At 60.1% G+C, this 6,976-nt stretch carries 6 protein-coding genes; all 6 read right to left on the bottom strand.

What is annotated here, in order from left to right; translation table 11 throughout:
- Positions 1-57 precede the first annotated feature (57 nt).
- On the bottom strand, positions 58-849 hold the full coding sequence (locus tag ACW9IR_RS20640; protein WP_077574422.1) for an amidohydrolase: 792 nt from the start codon (positions 847-849) through the stop codon (positions 58-60).
- A complete protein-coding gene (locus ACW9IR_RS20635) occupies positions 837-1,985 on the bottom strand; it encodes a pyridoxal phosphate-dependent aminotransferase (protein ID WP_102900318.1) in 1,149 nt (382 codons plus the stop codon). Before ACW9IR_RS20635 ends, ACW9IR_RS20640 begins: the two co-directional genes overlap by 13 nt.
- A gap of 234 nt (positions 1,986-2,219) precedes the next feature.
- Positions 2,220-3,689, bottom strand: a complete 1,470-nt coding sequence (gene der / locus ACW9IR_RS20630; protein ID WP_095122497.1) for a ribosome biogenesis GTPase Der — start codon at positions 3,687-3,689, stop codon at positions 2,220-2,222.
- A 136-nt stretch (positions 3,690-3,825) separates the two neighbouring features.
- On the bottom strand, positions 3,826-4,977 hold the full coding sequence (gene bamB, locus ACW9IR_RS20625) for an outer membrane protein assembly factor BamB (protein WP_122604869.1): 1,152 nt from the start codon (positions 4,975-4,977) through the stop codon (positions 3,826-3,828).
- Positions 4,970-5,611, bottom strand: coding sequence for a YfgM family protein (locus ACW9IR_RS20620; RefSeq protein ID WP_007916865.1), 642 nt, complete (start codon positions 5,609-5,611; stop codon positions 4,970-4,972). Before ACW9IR_RS20620 ends, bamB begins: the two co-directional genes overlap by 8 nt.
- 41 nt (positions 5,612-5,652) lie before the next feature.
- Complete coding sequence (gene hisS, locus ACW9IR_RS20615) at positions 5,653-6,942, bottom strand: histidine--tRNA ligase (protein ID WP_034156260.1); 1,290 nt, start codon at positions 6,940-6,942, stop codon at positions 5,653-5,655.
- Positions 6,943-6,976 lie beyond the last annotated feature (34 nt).

The following is a 6,976-nucleotide window of genomic DNA, read 5'->3' as shown; positions in this document are numbered from 1 at the left end:
TACAGGATGTACGCCGTCCCGATGTAGGAGCTGCCGAAGGCTGCGATCTTTTGCTTTTCAGGTGAATTCGAAGGTGTCGGCATCCAGATTCGCCGGAAAACGCTCGCGATATGCCGCCAGTGGCGCGGCTTCCAGCACGACCTTGAACACGCCATCGGCCTCCCCCGCCGCCAGCAAGGTTTCACCCTGGAAATCCAGTACCTGGCTGTCGCCGGTGTAAGCGAAACCCTTGCCGTCGGTGCCAACACGATTCACCGCCGCCACATAACAAAGGTTTTCGATGGCACGCGCCGGCAACAGGCGATTCCAGTGCAAACGCCGCGCACCCGGCCAATTGGCGGTGTACAGCAGCAGATCGGTGTCCTGCGCATCGCGACTCCACACAGGGAAACGCAGGTCGTAACAAATCAGCGGGCGGATCCGCCAGCCCTTGAGTTCGAACTGCACCTGGCGTTCGCCGGGGGTGTAGTGGTTGTGCTCACCCGCCATGCGGAACAGGTGACGCTTGTCGTAATGCAAGACTTCGCCGTCCGGCCGCGCCCACAACAGGCGATTACGATGGCTACCGTCAGACGCCTGAATAATCACACTGCCGGTGATCACGGCATCGAGCTTTGCCGCCTGAACCCGCAGCCACTTGCTGGTCGGGCCGTTCTCGGCTTCGGCAAGGGTTTCGGACTCCATGGAAAATCCGGTGGTGAACATTTCCGGCAGGATGATCAGATCCGCCCCGCGCGCCTGCTCCAGCAACACCTCGAAATGCTCAAGGTTGGCCTGGCGGTCATGCCAGGCCAGGCTGGTCTGGATCAGCGCCAGGTTGAGATCGGGTAACGCACTCAGATCACGCATAGTTTTGCCGCCGCTTCACGCAGCGTCTCCTCGCGTTTGGCAAAACACAGGCGCACCAGGCGCTGGCCTTGCGGTGGGTTCTGGTAGAACACCGACACCGGGATACTCGCCACGCCGTGTTCGCGGGTCATCCACATGGCCATCTCGACATCGTTCAGGTCGGGACGAATCTGCGAGTAATCGACCAGTTGGAAATAGGTGCCGGTGACTCGGGTGAAACTGAAGCGCGACGGCGCCAGCAGATCGCAGAACAGATCGCGTTTGGCCTGATAGAAGCCCGGCAACTCTTCGACATGTTCCGGGTGCTCGGCCATGTAATCGGCCAGCGCGTATTGCAACGGCGTGACGCCGCAGAAGCTGACGTACTGGTGAACCTTGCGCAGCTCCGCGGTCAGTACTGGCGGTGCAACGACGTAGCCGGTCTTCCAGCCAGTGACGTGATAGGTCTTGCCGAACGAGCTGACCACAAAGGCGCGCTGATACAGCTCTTCATGGGCGAGCACGCTGACGTGCGGCACGCCGTCGAATACCAGGTGTTCGTAGACTTCGTCGCTGATCAGGTAGATGTCGCGATCACGGATCAGCGCAGCCAGTTGATCCAGCTCCGCACGGCTGATCAGTGCGCCGCTCGGGTTATGTGGCGTGTTGATGACGATCATTTTCGTGCGCGGGCTCAGGGCCGCCGCGAGTTTGTCGAAATCGATGGAGAAGTCGTCCGGGTTCAGTTGCACATGCACGCAACGACCACCCGCCAACTCCGTGGCCGGCTCGTAGCTGTCGTAGCACGGATCGAACACGATGACTTCATCGCCGCTGTGGATAACCGCCTGAATCGCACAGAAGATCGCCTGGGTAGCGCCCGGCGTCACGGTCACTTCGCTGTCGGCATTGACCTGCACGCCATAGCTGCGAGCGATTTTCGCTGCAATCTGTTCGCGCAGTGCCGGCAGCCCGGTCATCGGCGAATACTGGTTGTGGCCACTGGCAATGTGCCGACCGACCGCATCGCGCAACGACTGCGGGCCGTCAAAATCAGGAAAACCCTGGGACAGGTTGATCGCGCCGGTTTGCGCCGCGAGCTGAGACATCTGCGTGAAAATAGTGATGCCGACATTCGGCAGCTTACTGGTGATCATCGGGGGTTCCCTGCTCAACACCCGGCTCTGACGACGGCGCGGGAGAGCCCGAGGATAGCCCATCCGGCGCCCATAAAAAAAGGGCGCCGGATGGCACCCTTCTCTCATATTGATCGTTCCCACGCTCTGCGTGGGAATGCAGCCTTGGACGCTCTGCGTCCGCCGCTTTGTGACGCAGAGCGTCACGGGATACATTCCCACGCGGAGCATGGGAACGATCAGCGACCTGCGACCTTATTTCTTGTCGCGGCGCTTCTTGTCGGCTTTCTTGTGGTGCGACATCAAGCGACGCTTCTTGTTGACCTGGCGGTCGGTCAGCGTGGTCTTGTTGCCTTCGTACGGGTTCTCGCCGCCCTTGAACTCGATGCGGATCGGCGTACCGACCAGCTTCAGCACACGGCGGTAAGTGTTCTCCAGATAGCGCACGTACGACTTCGGCACTTTCTCGATCTGGTTACCGTGGATCACGATGATCGGCGGGTTGGCACCACCCAAGTGGGCATAACGCAGCTTGATCCGGCGGTTGTTGACCATCGGTGGCGCGTGCTCGCCAACCGCGTCTTCCAGAATCTGGGTCAGACGGTTGGTCGGCCAGCGGGTGACCGCCGACTTGAACGAGTTCTGTACGGATGCGTAGAGGTTGCCCACGCCAGTGCCGTGCAGGGCCGAGATGAAGTGAATGTCGGCGTAATCAACGAAGAACAGACGACGTTGCAGCTCGACTTTCACATAGTCGCGCTCGCTCGGCGTCATGCCGTCCCACTTGTTGATCGCGATGACCAGCGCACGACCCGACTCAATGGCAAAGCCCAGCAGGTTGAGGTCGTGATCGACCACGCCTTCGCGCGCATCCATCACGAAGATCACCACGTTGGCGTCTTTGATCGCCTGCAGGGTTTTCACCACGGAGAATTTTTCGACTTCTTCGTGGATCTTGCCGCGCTTGCGCACACCGGCGGTGTCGATCAGCGTGTACTTCTCTTCATTGCGTTCGAACGGGATGTAGATACTGTCGCGCGTGGTGCCTGGCTGGTCATAGACGATTACCCGGTCTTCACCGAGCATGCGGTTGACCAGGGTCGACTTGCCCACGTTCGGACGGCCGATGATGGCGATCTTGATCCCGTCTTTTTCGCTTGGGCCAGGAATGCGCTTGGCTTCCTCGCCTTCGGCAACGATCTCTTCTTCGCCGTCTTCAGGCTCTTCTGCGTCTTTCGGGAAATCACCGAGGGCGATTTCCAGCATCTGGGTGATGCCACGGCCGTGGGCACCGGCGATCGGGATCGCGTGACCCATACCCAACGGAGCGAACTCAGCGCGGGCCATTTCCGGGTCGATGTTGTCGACCTTGTTGGCGACCACGTAGGAACGCTTGTTACGTTTGCGCAGGTGCTCGGCGATCATCTGGTCGGCGGCGGTGAAACCGGCCTTGGCATCTACCAGGAACAGCACAACATCTGCTTCTTCAATGGCCAGCAGCGACTGCTCGGCCATTTTTTCGTCCATACCATGCTCGTCACCGGAGATACCACCGGTGTCGACCAGAATGTAGGAACGCCCTTGCCACTTGGCCTCACCGTACTGGCGATCACGGGTCAGACCGGACAAGTCGCCGACGATGGCGTCACGAGTCCTGGTCAGGCGGTTGAACAAGGTGGACTTGCCGACGTTCGGTCGGCCCACCAGGGCGATTACGGGAACCATGCGGCTCTCCACTTCGTTATTTCAGAAAATACAAAAGCCGCTGCGAGGCAGCGGCTGGTGCTCGGGGCAACGACTGTTAGCGCTGCAAGCCCCATGAATCCGGGGCCGCCTGGGGGTTTAACCCCAAGCATAGTTGTTACTTGATGGTCAGGGCTTCCAGTTTGCCGCTGTTGCCATATACATAAATCGTGTCACCCACCACCAGCGGACGGGCACGCAGGCCGTCGCTGTCGATGCGCTCACGGCCGACGAAACGACCGTCAACCTGGCTCAACAGGTGCAGATAACCTTCCAGGTCACCCACTGCAACATAGCTGGAGAACACTTCCGGAGCCGACAGTTGACGGCGGGCCAGCGAGTCGTTGCTCCACAATGCTGTGGTGGAACGCTCGTCGACGCCTTCAACGGTGCCCGAAGACAGGCTCACGTAAACGCTGCCGAAACCCTGAGCAATACCAGCGTAGCTCGACGCATCGCGCTGCCAGAGTTGACGACCGCTTTCCAGGTCCAGTGCCGCTACGCGACCCTGATAGCTGGCAACGTACAGCGTACCGCCGGATAGCAGCAGACCGCCGTCGATGTCGACCACGCGCTCCAGTTCCGAACGACCCTGTGGAATCGCGATCCGTTGTTCCCAGACCGGCACGCCGTTGGAAATGTCCAGAGCGACCACTTTACCGGTCGACAGGCCAGCCACCGCGAGGCGGTTGGTCACCAGCGGTGCACTGGTGCCACGCAGGGTCAGTACGGCCGGCGTGCTGTCATACACCCAGCGCTGGGTACCGGTCGATGCATCCAGACCGATCAGACGATCGTCCTGAGTCTGCACCACCACGACGTCACCGTTGTTGGCCGGTGGCGCGAGGACTTCGCTGTTGACGCGGGCACGCCACTTCTCTTCACCGTTGCTGGTGTCCAGAGCAACCACTTCACCGCGCAAAGTACCGATCAGAACCAGACCGTAACCCACGCCGACAGCGCCGGAGACGGGCAGCTCAAGATCCTGCTTCCACTTCACGTCGCCGTTGCCGCGATCCATGGCCATCACCACGCCGGTTACATCAGCGGCGTAGATGGTGTCACCGTCGATCGCCGGCACCAGCATGTTGTAGGTTTCGCCCTGACCGTCACCGATCGAACGACTCCACTGCTTTTGCAGAACCACTTCTTCTTTGAAGTCGGTCAGTTCAGCCGGTGGCAATTCTTTCTTGCTGTTGCTGCTGCAACCCGCGGCCAGAAGGGCCAGAGCCAGCAATGCTGCATGCTTCCAACGGATCACGTCACGCATCCCCTTTGGCCAGGTCGTCGAGCTTGATTTGAAGGCCACCGACCGCCGCTTCATCCGACAGTGCCGCCTTGGCTTTTTGATACGCCTTGTTCGCGTCATCGGTACGGCCCAGCTGCACCAGCAGGTCGCCCTTGAGTTCTTCGCGAGTGGCCAGGAACGCTTTGTCGGCATCGCCGTCGAGCAGTTTCAGGCCGTCTTCGGCCTTGTTCTGCGCGCCGAGTACCTGCGCCAGACGCTGACGGGCGATCTCGCCCAGCGCCGGATTGGCCGGTTTGTCGACGATGGCTTTCAGTTCGGTCGCGGCGTCATCCAGCTTGCCGCTGTCGACCGCCACTTTGGCGACGAACAGGCTGCCGTACTGCGCGTAGGCAGAACCGCCGAATTCGCTGTTGAGCTTGCCGGCCAGATCCGCAACGCGGGCAGCATCAGGCTTGCCGTCAGGCGTCAGCGTGGTTTCCAGCAATTGCTGATAGAGCACCGAGGCGCCTTGCGACTGGTTGCTCTGATACTTGTGATAAGCCTGCCAGCCGAACACGATGACCAGCGCCAACAGGCCGCCAGTGACCAGAGGTTTGCCGTTGCGTGTCCACCAGTCCTTCAAATCCGCCAACTGTTCGTCTTCGGTACTCGACACCCCAATACTCCTTAATCGCTAAATCGGCTGTTTGGACAGCTTCAACCCTGCACGACGCAGGTGGCCAGGTGAGCGGCGAGCGCATCCCAGGCAATGCTTTGTTGTTCGCCCTGGCCACGCAGGGGTTTGAAACCTACCACTTGCTGGGCCATTTCGTCGTCACCCAGAATCAATGCGTACAACGCACCGCTCTTGTCGGCTTTCTTGAACTGGCTTTTGAAGCTGCCGGCGCCGGCATTGACTTGCAGACGCAGGTTTGGAAGTTGATCACGAACACGCTCAGCCAGGGCCAGACCGGCCAGCTCGGCTTCTTCACCGAAGGCACAGAGGTAGACGTCGACCTGACGGGAGATTTCTTCCGGGATCTGCTCCAGGGTTTCCAGCATCAGCACCAGACGTTCGATGCCCATGGCGAAACCTACGCCGGTGGTCGGCTTGCCGCCCATCTGCTCGACCAGACCGTCGTAACGACCGCCCGCGCAAACAGTGCCCTGAGCGCCGAGCTTGTCGGTGACCCATTCGAAAACGGTTTTGCTGTAGTAATCGAGGCCGCGAACCAGCTTCGGGTTGAGCACGTAAGGAATGCCGACGGCATCCAGACGCGCTTTCAAACCTTCGAAGTGCGCACGCGACTCGTCATCGAGGTAGTCGGCCATCTTCGGCGCATCGACCAGCACCGCTTGAGTGTCGGCATTTTTCGTGTCGAGCACGCGCAGCGGGTTGGTTTTCAGGCGACGCTGGCTGTCTTCGTCGAGCTTGTCGTAGTGCGCCGAGAGGTACTCGACCAGCGCTTCACGATAGCGACCACGGGACTCGCTGGTACCGAGGCTGTTGAGTTCGAGCTTGACCGCATCACGAATGCCCAGCTCGCCCCACAGGCGCCAGGTCATGGTGATCAGCTCGGCGTCGATGTCCGGACCGTCGAGGTTGAAGACTTCCAGACCGATCTGGTGGAACTGGCGATAACGGCCTTTCTGCGGACGCTCGTGGCGGAACATCGGGCCGATGTACCAGAGTTTCTGCACCTGGCCACCGCCGGTGATGCCGTGCTCAAGCACTGCACGCACGCACGCCGCGGTGCCTTCCGGACGCAGGGTCAGGGAGTCACCGTTGCGGTCTTCGAAGGTGTACATCTCTTTTTCGACGATGTCGGTCACTTCACCGATCGAGCGCTTGAACAGCTCGGTGAACTCGACGATCGGCATGCGGATCTGCTTGTAACCGTAGTTATCCAGCAGACGCGCAACAGTGCCCTCGAAATAACGCCACAACGGGGTCTGTTCGGGCAGGATGTCGTTCATGCCACGAATGGCTTGCAATGACTTGCTCACTTTAAATCCTTAAATTCGTTCGGCGCTTCAGTCA

The organism is Pseudomonas sp. SDT291_1_S447, from assembly GCF_054070155.1.
This window is presented reverse-complemented; position numbering and strand designations above follow the sequence as displayed.